16 protein-coding genes are annotated in these 17,130 nt (G+C 74.9%); 13 read left to right on the top strand and 3 right to left on the bottom strand.

All coding sequences use genetic code 11. The features are described 5' to 3' along the window. Positions 1 to 22: 22 nt before the first annotated feature. On the top strand, positions 23 to 868 hold the full coding sequence (locus AB0O09_RS02195) for a class I SAM-dependent methyltransferase (protein ID WP_363539319.1): 846 nt from the start codon (positions 23 to 25) through the stop codon (positions 866 to 868). After that, on the top strand, positions 865 to 1,869 hold the full coding sequence (locus AB0O09_RS02190; protein WP_363539317.1) for a polysaccharide deacetylase family protein: 1,005 nt from the start codon (positions 865 to 867) through the stop codon (positions 1,867 to 1,869). The genes AB0O09_RS02195 and AB0O09_RS02190 overlap by 4 nt, the downstream gene beginning before the upstream one ends. Here AB0O09_RS02190 and AB0O09_RS02185 read toward each other — a convergent pair. Together AB0O09_RS02185 and AB0O09_RS02180 are read right to left on the bottom strand one after the other, a co-directional pair. Next, a complete protein-coding gene (locus AB0O09_RS02185) occupies positions 1,845 to 2,420 on the bottom strand; it encodes a low molecular weight phosphatase family protein (RefSeq protein ID WP_363539315.1) in 576 nt (191 codons plus the stop codon). The two genes, AB0O09_RS02190 and AB0O09_RS02185, sit on opposite strands and share 25 nt — an antisense overlap. Continuing rightward, positions 2,417 to 3,946: a polysaccharide biosynthesis tyrosine autokinase gene (locus tag AB0O09_RS02180; protein WP_363539313.1), complete on the bottom strand. Its 1,530-nt coding sequence runs from the start codon at positions 3,944 to 3,946 to the stop codon at positions 2,417 to 2,419. The genes AB0O09_RS02185 and AB0O09_RS02180 overlap by 4 nt, the downstream gene beginning before the upstream one ends. Positions 3,947 to 3,983: 37 nt before the next feature. Here AB0O09_RS02180 and AB0O09_RS02175 point away from each other — a divergent pair, with 37 nt between their 5' ends. From AB0O09_RS02175 to AB0O09_RS02150, 6 genes are read left to right on the top strand one after another with little or no spacing between them, the layout of a single operon-like run. Beyond that, a complete protein-coding gene (locus tag AB0O09_RS02175; RefSeq protein ID WP_363539311.1) occupies positions 3,984 to 5,414 on the top strand; it encodes an O-antigen ligase family protein in 1,431 nt (476 codons plus the stop codon). After that, complete coding sequence (locus AB0O09_RS02170; protein WP_363539309.1) at positions 5,411 to 6,130, top strand: FkbM family methyltransferase; 720 nt, start codon at positions 5,411 to 5,413, stop codon at positions 6,128 to 6,130. Before AB0O09_RS02175 ends, AB0O09_RS02170 begins: the two co-directional genes overlap by 4 nt. A gap of 58 nt (positions 6,131 to 6,188) precedes the next feature. Next, positions 6,189 to 7,067: a glycosyltransferase family 2 protein gene (locus AB0O09_RS02165; protein ID WP_363539307.1), complete on the top strand. Its 879-nt coding sequence runs from the start codon at positions 6,189 to 6,191 to the stop codon at positions 7,065 to 7,067. Position 7,068: 1 nt separating this feature from the next. Further along, complete coding sequence (locus AB0O09_RS02160; RefSeq protein WP_363539305.1) at positions 7,069 to 8,358, top strand: hypothetical protein; 1,290 nt, start codon at positions 7,069 to 7,071, stop codon at positions 8,356 to 8,358. Beyond that, the gene (locus tag AB0O09_RS02155) at positions 8,355 to 9,830 is read left to right on the top strand and encodes an oligosaccharide flippase family protein (protein ID WP_363539303.1); all 1,476 of its coding nucleotides are present in this window, start codon (positions 8,355 to 8,357) and stop codon (positions 9,828 to 9,830) included. Before AB0O09_RS02160 ends, AB0O09_RS02155 begins: the two co-directional genes overlap by 4 nt. A gap of 9 nt (positions 9,831 to 9,839) precedes the next feature. Further along, positions 9,840 to 10,997, top strand: a complete 1,158-nt coding sequence (locus AB0O09_RS02150; RefSeq protein ID WP_363539301.1) for a glycosyltransferase family 4 protein — start codon at positions 9,840 to 9,842, stop codon at positions 10,995 to 10,997. 52 nt (positions 10,998 to 11,049) lie between these two features. Here AB0O09_RS02150 and AB0O09_RS02145 read toward each other — a convergent pair whose 3' ends face one another. Further along, positions 11,050 to 11,697: a methyltransferase domain-containing protein gene (locus AB0O09_RS02145; RefSeq protein ID WP_363539299.1), complete on the bottom strand. Its 648-nt coding sequence runs from the start codon at positions 11,695 to 11,697 to the stop codon at positions 11,050 to 11,052. A 149-nt stretch (positions 11,698 to 11,846) separates the two neighbouring features. On the opposite strand from AB0O09_RS02145, the gene AB0O09_RS02140 reads away from it, so the two are divergent. The 5 genes from AB0O09_RS02140 to AB0O09_RS02120 all read left to right on the top strand — a co-directional run bounded on the left by AB0O09_RS02140 (position 11,847) and on the right by AB0O09_RS02120 (position 17,047). Next, positions 11,847 to 12,665: a methyltransferase domain-containing protein gene (locus AB0O09_RS02140; RefSeq protein ID WP_363539297.1), complete on the top strand. Its 819-nt coding sequence runs from the start codon at positions 11,847 to 11,849 to the stop codon at positions 12,663 to 12,665. Between the two features lie 289 nt (positions 12,666 to 12,954). Then, positions 12,955 to 14,211, top strand: coding sequence for a MurT ligase domain-containing protein (locus tag AB0O09_RS02135; protein ID WP_344626428.1), 1,257 nt, complete (start codon positions 12,955 to 12,957; stop codon positions 14,209 to 14,211). A gap of 68 nt (positions 14,212 to 14,279) precedes the next feature. Continuing rightward, positions 14,280 to 15,008 carry a glutamine amidotransferase gene (locus AB0O09_RS02130; protein ID WP_030269330.1) on the top strand — a complete coding sequence of 243 codons (729 nt, stop codon included), beginning with the start codon at positions 14,280 to 14,282 and terminating at the stop codon, positions 15,006 to 15,008. Positions 15,009 to 15,326: 318 nt separating this feature from the next. Next, the gene (locus tag AB0O09_RS02125; RefSeq protein WP_030269331.1) at positions 15,327 to 16,352 is read left to right on the top strand and encodes a 6-phosphofructokinase; all 1,026 of its coding nucleotides are present in this window, start codon (positions 15,327 to 15,329) and stop codon (positions 16,350 to 16,352) included. A 113-nt stretch (positions 16,353 to 16,465) separates the two neighbouring features. Next, positions 16,466 to 17,047 carry a TetR family transcriptional regulator gene (locus AB0O09_RS02120; RefSeq protein WP_363539295.1) on the top strand — a complete coding sequence of 194 codons (582 nt, stop codon included), beginning with the start codon at positions 16,466 to 16,468 and terminating at the stop codon, positions 17,045 to 17,047. The last annotated feature ends 83 nt before the right edge of the window (positions 17,048 to 17,130 follow it).

The following is a 17,130-nucleotide window of genomic DNA, read 5'->3' as shown; positions in this document are numbered from 1 at the left end:
GAAAGACACATTAGGAGCAGTCATGCAGCACACGGCGCTGACCCGGCGGATCGCTGCCAGCCCACTGGCCCCGTTGGCCACCTTCCCGATCCGGCTGGCGGCCGCCGCCCGCCACAACGCCCACGCCGTGAAGCAGACCGCGTCCTGGCTCGTCCGCTCGCGCGAGCACGTCCACTACACCTACGACCTCGAACCCCTCAACCTGGAGCACCTGTCCTGGTTCGTCGCCACGTCGACCGGCACCCCGGTGGACGAGATCCGCGGCTACCTGGCCGAGGTGCAGCAGGACGAGCAGCTGCGCCGCCTCGTCGCCGCCGGCCTGGCGAGGAGCGAGCGGAACGCCACCACCGACCCGGTGGTCCGCTACGGCCGCCGGATCGGCTGGTACGCCTTCGTCCGGGCGCTCCGTCCCGGGTTCGTGGTCGAGACCGGCACCAACCGGGGCCTGGGCAGCGCGGTGATCGCGGCCGCGCTGCTGAGGAACGGCGGCGGCCGGCTGGCCACCGTGGACGTCGACGACCGTGCCGGCGAGCTGATCGTGCCCCCGTACGACAAGGTGGTCGACCACGTGATCGGCGACTCGCTGGAGTTCCTCGCCGGTCCGGTCGCCCGGCAGCAGCCGATCGACCTGCTGTTCGTCGACACCGGCTGGACGCCGGAGCACGAGCGGGCCGAACTCGCCGCCGCGACGCCGCTGCTGTCCCCCCGGGCCGTGGTGCTGGCGACGAAGACGTACTGCTGGAGCGAGCTGCCCCGCTGGGCCGAGGACAACCGCCGGGAGTTCCTGCACTTCAGCGAGAAGCCGCGTGACCACTGGTACCGGGGCGTCGGCATCGGGGCCTCGTTCCCGGCGCTGGTCCGCGCGTGAACCCGGCGGTCCGGGCCCGGCTCGTCGGCTGGTACCTGCGCTGGGACTCCTGGCAGGGCGCCGACCGGGCACTGCGGCGCTCGCCCGTCCAGGCCTGGTTCCGCCGCCGCTCGGCCGGCCGGCTCGCCGTCCTCGGCTACCACGGGGTCGAGGACGCGGCGGCGTTCGAGGCCCATCTCGACCTGCTGCAGCGCCGCTTCGTGCCCGTCTCGCTGGAGCAGGTCGAGGCGGCGGTGCACGGCGGCCGGCCGCTGCCGCCGCGCAGCGTGCTGGTGACCTTCGACGACGGCGACCACAGCGTGCACAGCCGGGGCCTGCCGCTGCTGGCCGCCCGCGGCATCCCGGCGGTGTGCTTCGTCATCCCCGGGCTGGTCGGCACCGACACGCCGTTCTGGTGGGAGGAGGCCGAGCACCTCGTCCGCCACGGAGCCCGCACCGACCGCCTCCCGCCGGCCGCGCCGGAGGCCGCCGCCCACACGCTGAAGCTGCTCCCGGAGGGCGACCGCCGGCTCGCCATGGCCGACCTGCGGGCCACCGCCGCCGTGCCCGCGCCGCGCCGGCGCCAGCTCAGCCGCGGCGAGCTGCGGGAGCTGGAGGCGGCCGGCGTCGTCATCGGCAACCACACCCTGACCCACCCCTGCCTGGACCGCTGCGACGACGGGCAGGTCCGCACGGAGGTGCTGGAGGCGCACCGGCGGCTGACCGACCTGCTCGGCCGCCCGCCCGCCGCCTTCGCCTACCCCAACGGCAACACCGACGAGCGGGTGCACCGGATCCTCCAGCGGGCGGGCTACCGCACCGGGTTCCTCTACAACCACCGGCTGGCGGACCCGTCGGTCCTGCACCCGCTGCGGATCGACCGCCTGGTGGTCTCCACCCGCACCAGTACGGACCGGCTGGAGACCATCCTCTCCGGGTTCCATCCCGCCCTGTTCCGGGCGGGGCGGGTGGTGGCGCGCGCCGCCGCCCGGGCGGGTCAGTCGCTCGGCGCCAGGCCCTGACCGGCCGTCAGCAGGCCGACGGCCCGGCGCACGGCCCGGTCGATCCGGGCGGCGCACGACCGCAGCTCCTCCGCCGGACGGCCGTCCGGGTCCGGAACGTCCTCGGCCCCCGCCGCGACCGGCGGAGTGCGGCCCCGTGCCGCGGCGGCCAGCGCCACCGCGGTGCGGGGGCCGTCCGCCACCCCCTGCCCGGTCGCCGCGTCGGCGAGCCGGACGAACTCCTCCAGCGCGAAGCAGCGCCGCAGCGCCGCGGGGTGGAGGCGCACCGCCGCGTCCCGGTGCTCCTGGGCGAGTCCGAGGACCAGGTCCGCCGAGGCGACGAGGGCCGCGGTCAGCCGCCTGGTCGCGAACGTGCCGGGCGTGCCGCCCAGGTCCTCCAGTGCGGCGGCGGTCCGCGGCGGCATCGGCAGCCCGGGGCGCGCCAGCGTCCCGGCGCTGGCGACGCCGATGCCGCCGCCGGACGGGCCCGTGTGCGCGGCGAACAGCCGCTCCCCGAGCGGGGAGCGGTAGAGGTTGCCGGTGCAGACGAACAGCACCTCGAAGCGGGTCACTTGGCGGCCCGGACGGCGTCGGCCGGGGCGCCCTCGCCGAGCTTCCTGGGCGCCACCAGCAGGTCGCCCGCGGCGGCCTCGCCGTACCCGTATCCGTATCCGTAGCCCTCGCTCTGCAGCTTGGCCATGCTGAGGACGCCGCCGAGGACGGGGGCACCCACCGAACGCAGCGAGTCGACGGCCGCCTGCACCCGCTCGCCCGGCGTGCGCCCCGCCCGCACGACGAAGACCGCGCCGTCGACGGCGTGGGCCAGTCCGAGCGTGTCGGCGACGGGCAGCAGGGGGGCGCTGTCGACGACGACGGTGTCGAAGTCCCGGGCGAGATCGGCGAGGACGAGCCCCATCCGGTCGGAGGCGAGGAGTTCCGCCGGGTTGGGCGGGACGGGCCCCGAGGTGAGCACCCTCAGGTTGCCGTCGCCCCACTCCTGCAGCACCTCGTCGACGGCGGCCTGGCCGATCAGCACGCTGGTCAGGCCGGCGTCCCGGACGAGCCCGAAGGTCTTGGCGACGCACGGGTTGCGCAGGTCGGCGTCGACCAGGCAGATCCGGCCGCCGGTCTCGCAGAGGGAGAGCGCGAGGTTGGCGGCGGTGTTGGTCTTGCCCTCGCCCGGCAGCGGGCTGGTCACCATGATCACTCGGGGCCTGCGGTCGACCTGGGCGAACTGCAGGTTCGTCCGCACCAGCCGGAAGGCCTCGGCGCGCGCGCTGTGCGCGGCCGGGCCGACGGCGAGCGGGCTGTCCGGCGCGCCCTTGTCGAAGGGCACCGACCCGAGCACCGGCAGCCCGGTGGCGGTGCCGAGCGCGTGGGCGGTGCGCAGCGTGGTGTCGAGGGTCTCCCGCAGCAGGGCGAGGCCGACGCCGGAGAGCAGCCCGGCGAGCAGCCCGGCCGCGGCGTTGAGCAGGGGCTTCGGGGAGACGGGCGCGCCGGGCGCCTCGGCGGTGCGGGTGATGCCGATGTGGACGGGGGCGGTGCCCTGCCCGGGCGGCGTCTCCAGGCTGACGATCTGTCGGCCGGCCTCCTCGGCCACGCCGTTGGCGATCCGCGCCGCCCGTTCCGGGTCGGTGTCGGAGACGGTGATGTCGATCAGCACGGTGTTCAGCTTGGCGGAGGCGGAGATGTGGCCCGCCAGCTCCTGCGGGGTCGTCTTCAGCCGCAGCCGGTCGACGACGGGGCCGGCGATGCGGGGGCTGGAGATGATGTCGGCGTAGGACTGGACGCGCGCCTGGGAGAAGGCGCTGCCCTGGTTGAGTTCGGCGATGTCTCCGCTCGCGCGGGTGGAGACGAAGATCTGACCGGTCGCCAGGTACTGCGGCGTGGAGGCGGCCGTCACGGCGAGCCCCGCGCCGAGTCCGGCCAGCGCCAAGAGCGTGACGGACAGCCAGCGCCGCGCCATGGCCCTGAAAAATCCACGCAGATCCAACGTGCACCCCTTCGGGTTGTTCCGGTCGCGGCATCCGGGGCGGCCCGGACTCGACACCGGGGCATGAGATATCCCCTTAGGGAGCTTAAACACGTTTGACCACATTTCGGGTCAGCCGCTCTCACCCCGCCGAGGAGTGTCTGTGCGCCACAGCGCCATCACCGTGGCCCCCCGCCTGGCAGCGGTCGCCGTGTGGGCGGTCGGCCTGGGCCCGGCGTTCTTCGCCGTCGTACTGTCTCCGCGCGGCCCAGCGGACTCCGGCGCCCCCGCGGGCTGGGGCCTGCCGACCGCCCAGGAGGGCCCGGCCGCCTGGCAGTTGCAGATGGGCATGGGCTACCTGCTGGCCACCGTGGCACTGCTGGTCGGCGTGCTGCTGTTCGCCCTGGCCGGGCCCCGCCGGCCGGCCGGGCCGGTCGGTGCGGCCGTGGCCGCGGCGGCGCTCGGCATGTACGCCGGCCCGGTGCTCTCCGCCCTGGTCGGAGGGCACGGCGGCGCGGGCGACTGGCGGCTGTACCTCGCCCCGCTGACCGTCGCGGCCCTGTACGCGGCGCCGCGGATCCGGCCGGCCGCGATGATGCGCCGGGTGCGGGCGATGCTGCGGGTCTACACCTGGGGCAGCCTGTGCGCGCTGGCCGTCGCGCCCGGCTGGGCACTGGCCGCCAGCCCCATCGTCAACTTCCGGCTGCCCGGCCTCGGCTCCTCCCGCCTGGTCGGTGTCACCACCCACCCGATCCTGCTGGGCGTCATCGCCTCGGTCGCACTCGCCGTGGAGCTGACGCCGCTGTACCGGAGCCGGCGCTGGCCGCTGCACGCCGGCGCGGCCGCGGCCGTCCTGGTCCTGGCCCAGTCCCGGACGGCGTGGCTGGCGGCGCCCCTGGGCCTGCTCCTGCTGTACCGGCGCGGCGGGCAGCACCGCGTCCACCCGCTGCTGCGCCGGCTGCTGGTCCTCGGCATCGCGGCCTGCGGGGCCGTCCTCGTGCCGGCCCTGGTGGCGGGGGCCGGCCAGGTGCTGTCGGACCGCGAGGTCAGCACGCTGCACGGGCGCACGGCGGTCTGGGACATGGCGATGAACGCGTTCCGCTCGGACGTGCTGCTCGGCTACGGCCCGACGCTGTTCACCGACCGCTCCTCCCCCGTCCAGGCCGTCTACTCCCACGCCCACAGCCAGCTGCACCAGACGCTCGCCACGTCCGGTCTGGTCGGCGCGGCCGGCCTGCTGCTGTTCGCGGCGGCCGTCGTGGTGGCGGCCGCCCGCGGCGCGGCGGCCGGTGCCGGGCTGCCCTGGGCGCTGACGGCCATCACCGTGGCCACCTGTGTGACCGAGGCGCCGCTGCGCGGCGTCGATTTCAGCCCGTTCCTGCTGCTGGTCCTCGTGCTCGTCTCCGTACTGCTCGCGTGGTCCCCTGGCGCACCCGCGGCCCTGCCAGGCCGGCGGCTGCCCGGCCCGGCGGCGGGGGCCACCGACGGCGCCCCGCCGCCGGGCGGCGCCGCACCGGACCGTCCCCGACACTCGCCGGCCGTGCTGCGCCAATCAACCGATGCCCCGCCGGCTCCTGCGAAGCTGGCGCGATGACCCTGCTGCACCGCGCACGGAGTGCGGTCCGACGACTGGGCCTCGACGTCGCCCGCTACCCCGACGAGTGCCCCGACCACCAGGTGGCCCGCCTGCTGGACCACCACCGCGTGGACGTCGTCCTCGACGTCGGCGCGCACACCGGGCACTACGCGTCCCAGCTGCGCGTCTGCGGCTACCGGGGGCGGATCACCTCCTTCGAGCCCGTCGGCGAGCTGCACCGGCAGCTGCTCCGCCGGGCGGCCGGCGATCCCCGGTGGCACACCGTGCGCGGTGCGCTCGGCGACCGGCCGGGCACCGCGGTGATCAACGTCGCGGGCAACGCCGGCGCGAGCAGCTCGCTGCTGCCGATGCTGGACCTGCACACCGAGGCCTCGCCCGGCAGCGCGTACGTCCGGACGGAGGAGGTCCGGGTGGAGCGCCTCGACGCACTGTGGCCGGGTCTCGTGGCCGAGGGGGAGCGGGCCTTCCTCAAGCTGGACGTCCAGGGCTTCGAACGGCAGGTGCTGGACGGCGCCGGGGAGCGCGTCGCCGACTGCGCGGGGCTGCAGCTGGAGATGTCCCTGGTGCCGCTGTACGACGGGGGGATGCTCCACCGGGAGGCCCTGGACTGGGCCCAGGAGCGGGGGTTCACCCTGATGCACCTCCTGCCGGGGTTCACCGACGGCAGGACGGGCCGGATGTACCAGTGCGACGCGGTGCTGTTCCGCGAATAGCGCGACGCCTCGGAGTGTCGGGGGGACGCGGGACCACCCGGTGGACCATGTTCGTCCTGTGGAACCACTCCGTATCGCGGTGCTGATGACCTGCCACAACCGCGCCCCGAAGACCCTGGCCGCGCTCGCCTCGCTGCGGAACCAGCGCGGCCTGCCCGAGGGCACGGTGCTGTCCGTCCACCTCGTGGACGCGGGCAGCACCGACGGCACCGCCCGGGCGGTCGCGGAGCACTTCCCCGAGGTCGAGGTGGTGACGGTCGGCCAGGACGTCTTCTGGGGCGAGGGCATGCGCACCGCCAGCCGGCGCAGCAGACGCGGCGGGCTGCCCGCCTGGGACCACCAGCTGTGGCTCAACGACGACGTGCGGCTCACCGCTGACGCGCTCGCCGACCTGCTCGCCACCGCGGAGCGGACCGGCGGCGGGGCCGTCGTCGTGGGCGCGCTGCACTCCTCGGACGGCGCCCGCACCACCTACTCGGGCCGGCGGCGGACGCTCCCCCGGTGGCACCCGCGCTCGCACGCCTTCGTGCTCGTCGACCCCACCGGCGCGCCCGAGCCCTGCGACACCTGCAACGGGAACGTCGTGCTCGTCCCCCGCCGCGTCCGCGACCGGCTCGGCGACATCGACCGCAGGTTCCGGCACTCGATGGGCGACTTCGACTACGGCCTCCGCGCCCGGCGGGCCGGGATCCCCCTCTACGTCACCCCGGGGTACGTCGGCGCCTGCGACACCAACCCGCCGCTGAGCGGCTCCCGGGAGCCCGGCATCGGGGTGCGCGAGGCGCTGCGGCGGCTGGTGTCGCAGCGCGAGCTGCCGCCGCGGCAGTGGTGGGCGTTCTGCCACCGGCACCTGTGGCCGTGGGCGCCCCTGCTGATGGTCGCGCCCTACGCGCGGACGACGCTGGCCGCGGCCCTGGACCGCGCCCGGCGGGCCTGACGTGTTCTCCGCCCAGGACGCGCTGCTGGCGGCGGCGGCCCTCACCACGGCCGTCGCCGTGGTGCTGCTCTTCGTCCGTTCCGCCGCGATCGGCGTCTGCGCCATGGCCGGCGGCCAGGCCTGGCTGGTGCTGGCACGGGGTCAGGTGCCGGTGCTGGGCGCCGGGATCAGCCTCTACCCGCTGGACCTGCTGACGGTGTGCGCCGGGATCGCCGCCGTCGTCTCCGTGGTGCGCCGCCCGATCAGGCCGACCCCGGGCCACGCCGCCCTCGCGGTGCTGGGCCTGCTGGTGGCGGTGTCCGTCGTCACCGGCATGGCGGCGTACGGCGTCCAGGGGGCCGGGAACGAGGCCCGGGTGTACTTCCTGCACGCACTCGGGGCGATCTGCTACACCGCCACGGCCAGGACCGGGAAGCCGCTCGACCGGCTGGTCGTCCGGCTCTGGACGGTGCTGGCCTGCGTCTACTGCCTGGCCGCGGCGTACTGGTGGAGCCGGCTGGGGATCGGCAGCAACTCCACCTCCGTCCTGGTCGACGGCCGGATGATCAACTCCCGTCCCGTGGACGCCGCGTCGGCCCTGGTGATCGCCCAGGCGGCCGTCATGCTGCTGTGCGATCCGTTCGGCTCGTCCGGAGGCCGGCTGCTGGCCGGACTGCTGCTGCCGGTCGTGGTGCTGCTGCAGCACCGCACGGTGTGGGCCGCCGCGATCGTGATGGTCGCCGGATGGCTGCTCCTGCGCCCCGTGGGGCCGGGCCGCAAGGCCGCCGGGGTCACCGTGGCGGTGCTGCTCGCCGCAACGGCCCTGCTCGTGTTCTCGCTCCCCTCCGACACCGGCCTGACCCGCAACCTCGCCTCGTCGGCCAGCAACGAGGACACCCTGGAGTGGCGCATCGACAGCTCGCACCTGCTCGTCGGCCGGCTGAACGGCGTGCACGACTGGCTCTTCGGCCTCCCCTTCGGCTCCGGGTTCGACCGGATGCTCTACGGGCACGTCGTCGAGAGCCAGCCGCACGACTTCTACCTGCACCTGCTCCTTCGGGTCGGCCTGCTGGGGCTCTGCGCCGCCGTCTGGCTCGTCGTCTCCGTGCTGCGGCGCACCCCGCCCCGCTCCCCGATGGGGCTGGCGATGTGGCTGTCCGTCACCGGCATGGCCTGCTTCTGCCTGGCGTACGCGATGCCCTTCGAGCAGAGCCTGCTGATCGGCCTGCTCCTGCGGGGGCCGGCGGCGCCGCGCACCGTCCACCGGCCGGCCCCCGCAGAACCGTCCCTGCGCCTGGGGGCTGCCGCATGAGCACCGTCCGGACCGCTCCCGAGCCCCGCAGCGCGCTCGCCGCCCTCGTCTGGAACTACGGCGGCGCCGCCGCCAACACCGTCCTCCAGATCGGCTACACGGCCTTCACCGCGCGCACCGTGGCGAGCAGCGCCTACGGCGTGCAGGCCACCGCACTGGCCGTGCTCCAGGTGCTGACCCTGTTCTCCAACGCCGGCCTCGCCACCTACCTGCTGCGCAGCGAGGACCTGACCCGCCAGGTGCTGCGCACCGCCCGGCGGATCTCCGCCGTCACCGGGGCGCTGAGCTGCCTGGCCGTGCAGGCCGCCGCCGCGCCCTGCGCCGCGCTGTGGCACCTCCCGCTGATGGAGCCCCTGCTGCGCATCCTGGGGCTGCAGTTCCTCGTCCTGCCGTCCACGGCGGTCGCCACCGCGGCGCTGCGCCGGTGCGGGCTGGCCCGGGCGTCCGTGGCGGCCGACCTCGGCGGCCAGCTGGGCGGGATGCTCACCGGTGCGCTGCTGCTCGCCCTCGGCTGGAACCCGTACGGGATGGCCGCGGCGTTCCCGGCGGCCTCCGCCTGCACACTGCTCGTCGCCACCGTCCGGCTGGCCCGGTCCGACCTCCCGGACGGGCCGGACGTGCCGGCCCGGTCGATGATCGGGCTCTCCGGCACGTTCACCGGCTACGGTCTGGTGCAGACGGCCGCCCTGCAGTCCCCGCTGTGGCTGACCGCCCGGCTGCTCGGACCCGCCGCGGCCGGCCAGTTCTCCCGGGCGTCGCTGACCGTCGCGATCCCGCTGAACCTGCTGTGCCAGAGCCTGCACCACGCGGCGACGCCGGTGCTGGCCCGCGCCCACGGCCAGGGGCTGCCGCTGGCGCCGAAGGTCCGGGACATGCTCAGCGCCGCGTCCGGCCTGGCGTTCATCCCGTTCGGTGCCGCGGCCGGCCTCGGCCCCTCCGCCCTCGCACTGCTCCTGGGCCCCGGCTGGGAGAGCGCCTGCGGCCTGGTGCCGCTGCTGGCCCTGAACGCCGCCCTCTACTTCCTGTGCTCCATCGGCTACGCCGTCGACGAGGTCCGCAAGGCGCTGCGGGGGCTGCTGGTCGTCCAGACCGCCGTCGCCCTGTCGGTGCTCCTCTCCGTCGGCGCCGCCACCTCGCTGCGGAACCTCGCGCTCGTCCCCGCCGCGATGGCGGTCGGTCCCGCCGTCGGGCACGCCCTCCAACTGGCCGGGTGGCACCGCGCGGGCCTGGTCGAGGTGCCGGCCGTGCTGCGCGCCCACCTGGTCCACGCGGTGATCGGCGGTTCCTTCTTCCTCGCCGCTCACACCGGCGCGCAGTACGGCCGCAGCGCGGCGTCCTCGACCGCCCTCGGGCTGCTCGCCCTGCTGCCCGTCGCCGCGTTCTGGCTCCTGGTGCGCCGGAACGTGCCCGTCTTCGCCATGGCCGCCTCGCACGGCCTGCTCCCCCGACCCGCCCGAACCGGCCGCCCCTGAGGACCGCCCATGCACATCGGGTTCACCGGACCGATCTCGCTCGCCCCGCTCGCCGGCCGCCTCGGCTGCACGCCGCCCGCCACCTACGCCGTGCCCTACACCGGTCAGCTGGTGGACACCTGGCTGGGCCAGGGGCACCGCGTCACCGTGTACGCGCTCGGCTGGACGGAGCGGCGCTGGGTCCGCACCGCCGGCCCGCTGACCGTCGTCGTGCTGCCCACCCGGGCGCACGCCCGGCACTACCTGCGGGACTTCTTCCGCGTCGAGCGGGAGGCCCTCGTCCGCGAGATGCACGCCCGGCCGGCCGACGTGATCAGCGCCCACTGGACGTACGAGTTCGCCCTCGCCGCGGCGCGCAGCGGGCTGCCCGCCTTCGTCACCGCCCACGACGCGCCGCTGAGGTGCGCCTGGGAGGAGGGCCTCAGTCCGTACCGCTGGCTGCGCAACTCCCTCGCGCTGCCCGCCGTCCACCGGGCCACCGCGCTCAGCGGCGTCAGCCCGTACACCGCCCGGCACCTGACGACCGTCCTGCGGGCGCCCGTCCCCGTGCAGGTCATCCCGAACGGCGTACGGCTCGCCGGGATGCCGAGCGCGCCGCCGCCCGCGGCGACCGCCGCGCCGGTCTTCGCCACCGTCCTCAACGGCTGGGGGCCGCTCAAGAACGGCCGGGCCGCGCTGCGCGCCTTCGGCCTGGCCAGGCGCAGCCTCCCCGCGGCCCGGCTGCTGATGTTCGGCGACGGGTTCCGCCCGGACGGCGCGGCCGCCCGGTGGGCCGCGGCCCACGGGCTCGCACGGGGCGTGGAGTTCGCCGGCCCGACGGGCCACCGCGAGCTGCTGGAGCGCCTCGCCGCGGAGGCGACCGCCCTGGTCCACCCCTCACGGCTGGAGGCGTGCCCGATGATCCTGCTGGAGGCGATGGCCGTGGGCGTGCCCGTCCTCGGCGGACGCCGCAGCGGCGCGGTGCCCTGGGTCCTCGCCGAAGGGGGCGCCGGCGTCCTCGTCGACGTCGACGCACCCCGGGAGATCGCGGACGCCATGGTCGGCCTCGGCCGCGACACCGCCCTGCGGGCCCGGCTGGCCGCCGCGGGCCGCGACCGGGTGCGCGGGCACTTCGACCTCGACGCGGTCGCCGACACCTACACCCGCTGGTTCCGGACGGCCGCCTGAGGCCCCGGGCCGGGGTGCCACGGCTCCCCGGCCCGGCCGGTCGGGACGGGCACTACGCCCGGGCCACCAGCGACTTGGGCAGGCCGGCGAAGCGCTCGAACCAGAGGTGCGAGTCGGGGAAGTACCCGCGCATCTCGGTGGCGGACAGCAGCTCGACCTCGGCGACGTCCGCCACCGCCCGGGCCGGGCCGTCGGACCGGATGTGCCCGTGCGGCCAGTGCCGGGAGACCGCGACCCTGGCCCGGAAGGGCAGGAACTGCATGCCGGGGAAGACCCAGTGCGGTTCGATCGGGAAGTAGCGGTACGGGGTCTGCACCCAGTGGTGCGTCGCGCCGGTGTGCACGGTCTCGGCGAACCGCTGCCGCCGGCTGTGCCCGCCGACGTGCTCCACCAGGGAGTTCGAGTACACCAGGTCGAAGCGCTCGGCCGCGAGGGACGGCGGCAGGTCGCAGGCGTCGGCGACCACGGCCGTCAGTCCCGGCTCGTCGTGCCGTGCGGTGGCGGGGTCCAGATTGACCGTCACCACGTGGGCGGGGCGCCGCGGTGCGGCACGCCAGGAGCCGGGGGTGCCGCCGAGGTCGAGGACGCGCATCTCGGCGAGGTCGGGGAAGCAGCGCAGCAGTTCCGTCCAGCGGCGGGCCCGCGCCGCGTGCGCGAGCGAGCCTGGCCTGTCCGGGTCGGCGATCGTCGTCTTCAGCATCCCGGTCTCCGCTGTCCGTTCCTCGGTGGCCCCGCCGAGTCTGGCGCGCCGCACCGGGGCCACCGCCCCATTGCGCCGTCCGTGGCATGTCCGCCGGTCCCCGGCCCGGCCGGCCGCCGCCGGCTCCCGCGCCGCCCTACAGTGCGCGCATGAGGACAGACGAGTTCGCGGAACGCTACCTCTCCGGCCTCGAGTTGTGGGGGGACGACTTCGGCCCCGCCCAGGTCGAGGAGTGGTTCGCCGACGAACGCGAGGCGTACGCGGACCTCGGCGCGGCGTCCTCCGACTCCGAGGCGTACGGCTACGGCGGGTTCAACCGCCAGTACGGCTTCCGGCACCTGCCCGACCGCCGCTTCCCCCGGGCGCTCGGGGTCGGCAGCGCCTTCGGCGGGGAGTTCCTCCCCGTCCTGGACCGGATCGACGACATCACGATCCTGGAGCCCTCCGCGCACCTGCGGTCGGCGGCGCTGCGGTCGACGCCGGTGCGGTACGAGGACCCGGTGCCGTCGGGTGACATGCCGTTCGGCGACCGGAGCTTCGACCTGGTCCTGTGCTTCGGCGTGCTGCACCACATCCCCAACGTGTCCAAGGTCGTCCGGGAGATCGGCCGGGTGACGGCCCCCGGCGGGTGGGTGCTGCTCTGCGAGCCCGTCGTCTCCATGGGGGACTGGCGCTCGGCCGACCGCCCCGGACTGACCCGGCGCGAACGCGGCATCCCGCGCCACCTGCTGGAGCGGGCCGTCCGCGACGCCGGGCTGTCGATCCGGTCGAGCCTCTTCTGCGCGGCCACCCCGACCTCCCGGATCGGCCGGCTGCTCCGCTGCAACATGTACGCCAACCGGATCGGCGCGGTCGTCGACCGGGCGCTCGCCCTCGCCACCGCCTGGAACTACCGGTACCACCCGACGTCGGCCTGGCAGAAGCTCCGCCCGTCGTCCGTCTTCATCGTGGCGCAGCGGCCGGGATGACGTCCCGGCGCCGCGTTCCTCCCGGTTCGCGCGGTTCCGCCGGCGCCCGTCGGACCGGCGGCCGGACCGGCCGGCTGACCGGCCGTCACGCCCGTGACCGCCCGGCGGCGCCGCCCGGCGCGGCCGTGGCAGGAGGGGCGCCGGAGTCCCGCCGGGGCCCGTCCCGGCAGGCCGCGAAGGGTCCTGCGCTCAGAGCCCGCCGCCGGAGTGGGTAGGCTGGCCCCCGTCCCTGCCGTCCGACGGTCCCGCACGACCGGGGCGGCGCCGCAGCAAGGAGGAACCACTGAGCATGCAAGGCACCGGTCCGGAAGCCGCACGCGACGCCTCGCTGCCCGCCCGCGCCAAGATCGCCGTGACGGCCGGCAAGATGGCCGCCGCCCTCTCGCAGAAGGCCGGGCGCGGCAGTGGTTCGGTGATCGGCGGCAAGATCGCGCTCAAGCTCGACCCCGATCTGCTGGCCACCCTGTCCGAGCACCTCGACGTGGTGCTGGTCAGCGCGACCAACGGCAAGACCACGACCACCCGGCTGATCGCCGAGGCGCTGCGCGCCGCGGGCCCGGTGGTCTCCAACGCCCTGGGCGCCAACATGCCGGCCGGCATCACCGCCGCGCTGGCCGGCGGCTCGGACGCGCGCTTCGGCGTGATCGAGGTGGACGAGAAGTACCTCGCGACGGTCGCCCGGGACACCCGGCCCAAGGCCATAGCGCTGCTGAACCTCTCCCGCGACCAGCTGGACCGCGCCGCCGAGACCCGCATGATGGCGGAGAAGTGGCGCGAGGGCCTCAAGGACTCGGACGCGGTGATCATCGCCAACGCCGACGACCCGCTGGTGACCTGGGCCGCCTCGTCCTGCAAGAAGGTGGTCTGGGTGGCCGCCGGGCAGGCGTGGAAGGAGGACGCCTGGTCCTGCCCGTCCTGCGGCGGCGTGATGCAGCGCCCCGGCGAGGACTGGTTCTGCTCGCAGTGCGGCTTCCGCCGCCCGAACCCGCACTGGGCGCTGCAGGGCACCCACGTCATCGACCCGCACCGCGGTGCCTGGCCGATCCAGCTGCAGCTGCCCGGCCGCGCCAACCTGGCGAACGCCACCAGCTCGGCGGCGGTCGCGGCGGTCTTCGGCGTCGCCCCGCAGGTCGCGCTGCAGCGGATGCAGACGGTCGCCGCGGTCGCCGGCCGCTACGACGTGGTGCAGTACCAGGGCCGCGACGTGCGCCTGCTGCTGGCGAAGAACCCGGCCGGCTGGCTGGAGACCTTCACGCTGATCGACCAGCCGCCGGCGCCGGTGGTGCTGTCGGTGAACGCGCTGGACGCGGACGGCACCGACACCTCCTGGCTGTGGGACGTCGACTACGAGCGCCTGGCCGGCCACCCGATCTTCGTGATGGGCCAGCGCAAGCTGGACCTGGCGGTCCGGCTGGAGGTCGCCGGGCTGCAGTTCCAGGTGGTGGACACCCTGGAGCAGGCCGTCCGGCTGGCGCCGCCCGGCCGGATCGAGGCGATCGCCAACTACACCGCCTTCCAGCAGCTGCGCAAGGCGGTGGCGGTCTGATGTCGTACCCCGCCGACCCGCAGTTCCAGCAGCCTCAGCAGCAGCAGCAGTACGGAAGGCCTTCGAGGATGAACGAGAGCAGCCTGCGCCTCGTCTGGGTGTACCCGGACCTGCTCAGCACGTACGGCGACCGCGGCAACGCGCTGGTCGTCGAGCGGCGGGCGCGGCAGCGCGGCCTCGGGGTGACCCGGATCGACGTGCGCTCCGACCAGGCGGTGCCGACCAGCGGCGACATCTACCTGATCGGCGGCGGCGAGGACCGTCCGCAGCGGCTCGCCGCGGAACGGCTGCGCAACGACGGCGGGCTGGTCCGCGCCGCCGAGAACGGTGCGATCATCTTCTCGGTCTGCGCCGGCTACCAGATCCTCGGCCGCGAGTTCATCAACGACCTCGGCGAGCGCGAGCCGGGCCTCGGCCTGCTCGACGTGTGGACGACCCGCGGCGAGGGCTCCCGCTGCGTCGGCGACGTGCTCGCCGACGTCGACCCGGCGCTCGGCCTGCCGCAGCTCACCGGCTTCGAGAACCACCAGGGCGTCACCCACCTCGGCGAGGGCGTCAAGCCCCTGGCGAACGTGCGGACGGGCCGCGGCAACGGCACCGGCGACGGCACCGAGGGCGCGTACCGCGACACCGTGTTCGGCACCTACCTGCACGGCCCGGTGATGGCCCGCAACCCCGCCGTCGCCGACATGCTGCTCAAGCTGGCGCTGGACGTCAGCGCGCTGCCGCCGGCCGACACGACCTGGTACGACGCGCTGCGCGCGGAGCGCATCGCGGCCACCAGCCAGCCCGCCTGATTCCGACGAAGGGTGTCCGGTTGACCGCATTGCGGTCAACCGGTGCCATGCGGGCGGGATGCATAAGAGAATAGGGAACGCTGGACGCAACCCTCCTCGGCGTCCGGCTGCAGATTGCGCGGACGCGTCGACGATGCCGCTCCCGCTCGGCTCCTGCCCGGCCGGACGCAGGAACCGTATGCTGTGCCATGGTCGCCCCCGGTTGAAGACGCCCGGGTGCGACCTGTCCGCGGTGGCGACACCGAGGTGGTAGTCCGGCCTCCGGTTCTTCCCCCCAGCCTGGCGGCTGGGAGGTGCCCCCAGGGGAGTTGCAAAGCAATGCGTATTGGTGTCCTGACCAGCGGCGGTGACTGCCCCGGCCTGAACGCCGTGATCCGTTCCGTGGTCCACCGGGGGGTGGTCGACCACGGCGACGAGATCATCGGTTTCCAGGACGGCTGGCGCGGCCTCCTCGAAGGCGTCCACCGTCCTCTCACCCTGGAGTCGGTGAGCGGCATCCTCGCCCAGGGCGGCACGATCCTCGGGTCCTCCCGGGTCCAGCCGAGCCACCTGCGGGACGGCGTCGAGCGCGCCAAGCAGCACTGCAAGGACCTCGGGATCGACGCGGTCATCCCGATCGGCGGCGAGGGCACCCTGAAGGCCGCGAAGCTCATGAGCGACGCGGGCCTGCCGGTGGTCGGCGTGCCGAAGACGATCGACAACGACATCGCCTGCACCGACGTCACCTTCGGCTTCGACACCGCCGTCTCGGTGGCCACCGACGCGCTGGACCGCCTCAAGACCACCGCCGAGTCGCACCAGCGGGTCATGGTCGTCGAGGTGATGGGCCGTCACACCGGCTGGATCGCCCTCAACGCGGGCATGGCGGCCGGCGCGCACGCGATCGTGGTGCCCGAGCGCCCCTTCCACATCGACAAGCTGACCGACGTGGTGCGCGAGCGCTTCGACCGGCACAAGAAGTTCGCGATCGTGGTCTGCGCCGAGGGCGCCAAGCCCGAGCCCGGCACCATGCCGTGGGAGGAGGGCACCAAGGACATGTACGGCCACGAGCGGTTCACCGGCATCGCCACCCAGCTCTCCCGCGAGCTGGAGCACCGGCTCGGCAAGGAGGCCCGTCCGGTGATCCTCGGCCACACCCAGCGCGGCGGCACCCCGACCGCCTACGACCGGGTGCTCGCCACCCGCTTCGGCTGGCACGCGGTGGAGGCCGCCCACAAGGGCGCCTTCGGCCACATCACCGCGCTGCAGGGCACCGACATCCGCCTGGTGCCGCTCGCCGAGGCGGTCGCCGAGCTGAAGACCGTGCCGCAGGAGCGCTACACCGAGGCCGAGACGGTCATCTGACCGGCCCGTCCCGCAGCTCTTCGGGAGCCCCGTCCGCCACCTCGGCGGGCGGGGTTCCTTCTCTTCTCCAGCTTTTCTTGACCGATCGATCCAGATAGCGCTATGGTCTTCCCATGGCAAGGACCAAGGAGTTCGACCCGGACGCGGCGCTGCAGGCGGCGCTGGAGCTGTTCTGGGAGCGCGGGTACGAGGCGACCTCGATGGCCGACCTCACCGGGCACCTGGGCATCGGCCGCGCCAGCCTGTACGCCACCTTCGGCGGCAAGCACGAGCTGTTCCTCAAGGCGCTCGACCGCTACCGGGAGAACACCGACGCCAAGCTGCTCGCCGAGCTCTCGCAGCCCGGCGCGGCCCTGCCCACGGTCCGCGCCGTGGTGCGGCGCTTCGCCGACGAGGCGGTCCGCGAGCAGCGGCACCGCGGCTGCCTGATCACCAACACCGCCACCGAACTCGCCACCCGCGACCCGGACGCGGCCCGCCGCGTCCGGGCCAGCTGGGACACCCTGGAGACGCTCACCGCTGGCGCGCTGGCCCGGGCGCAGGCCCAGGGCGAGCTGGCGCCGGAGAAGGACCCGCGGGCGCTCGCCCGGCTGCTGCTCACCGTGATGCAGGGCATGCGGGTGATCGGCAAGGCGGGCGACGACCCGCGACGGGTCACCGACGCGGCGGACCTCGCCCTGTCACTGCTCGACTGAGCCCCGCGGGCCCGGACCGACGGCTCCACCGGCCGCTCCTCGGCGGCCCTCTGCACGGCTTATATTGGACCGAACGGTACAGA

It is taken from the genome of Kitasatospora sp. NPDC093679 (assembly GCF_040683455.1).
Lineage (GTDB): Bacteria > Actinomycetota > Actinomycetes > Streptomycetales > Streptomycetaceae > Kitasatospora > Kitasatospora arboriphila.
Note: the sequence above shows the minus strand (reverse complement) of the source record. Positions and strands in the feature narration are given on the sequence as shown.